Annotated in this window: 1 pseudogene; it reads left to right on the top strand. The window is 57.1% G+C overall.

The features are described from left to right. Positions 1-11: 11 nt before the first annotated feature. A pseudogene (locus tag NE591_RS16355) lies at positions 12-420 on the top strand (hypothetical protein); the annotation flags it as partial.

Below are 420 nucleotides of genomic sequence, written 5' to 3'. Positions count from 1 at the left end.
GGATGAGGCGCGTGACGCCGCCGACGATGATGAAGGTCAACGGTTCACTCCATGTAATTGTATCCGAGCGGCGCAGTGTGCTTATTGGCGACAGAGGCCTTTTTTCCTTTGATGTGTGGATAAGGACTGCCGACCCTCATTTGGTGTACAGGGCAGAAGATGGCACGCGCATTAATCCTAGCCGCGATGTGGTGATAGGCGACCATGTATGGCTCGGTCAATCTGCCATGCTGCTGAAGGGCGCGGCTATTGGATCTGGAAGTATTGTCGGTGGCGCTGCCGTAGTGGCCGGCAAGACGGTCCCTTCGAACACAAGTTGGGCGGGCAATCCCGCTCGGCAAATTGCTCGTGGGATTTTCTTCGACTGTGCCTGCGTCCACGGCTGGACTGCCGAGCATACGGCTGCCTCTCAGACATTCG

Source organism: Adlercreutzia sp. DFI.6.23 (genome assembly GCF_024462535.1).
GTDB classification, from domain to species: domain Bacteria; phylum Actinomycetota; class Coriobacteriia; order Coriobacteriales; family Eggerthellaceae; genus Adlercreutzia; species Adlercreutzia rubneri.
Note: the sequence above shows the minus strand (reverse complement) of the source record. Positions and strands in the feature narration are given on the sequence as shown.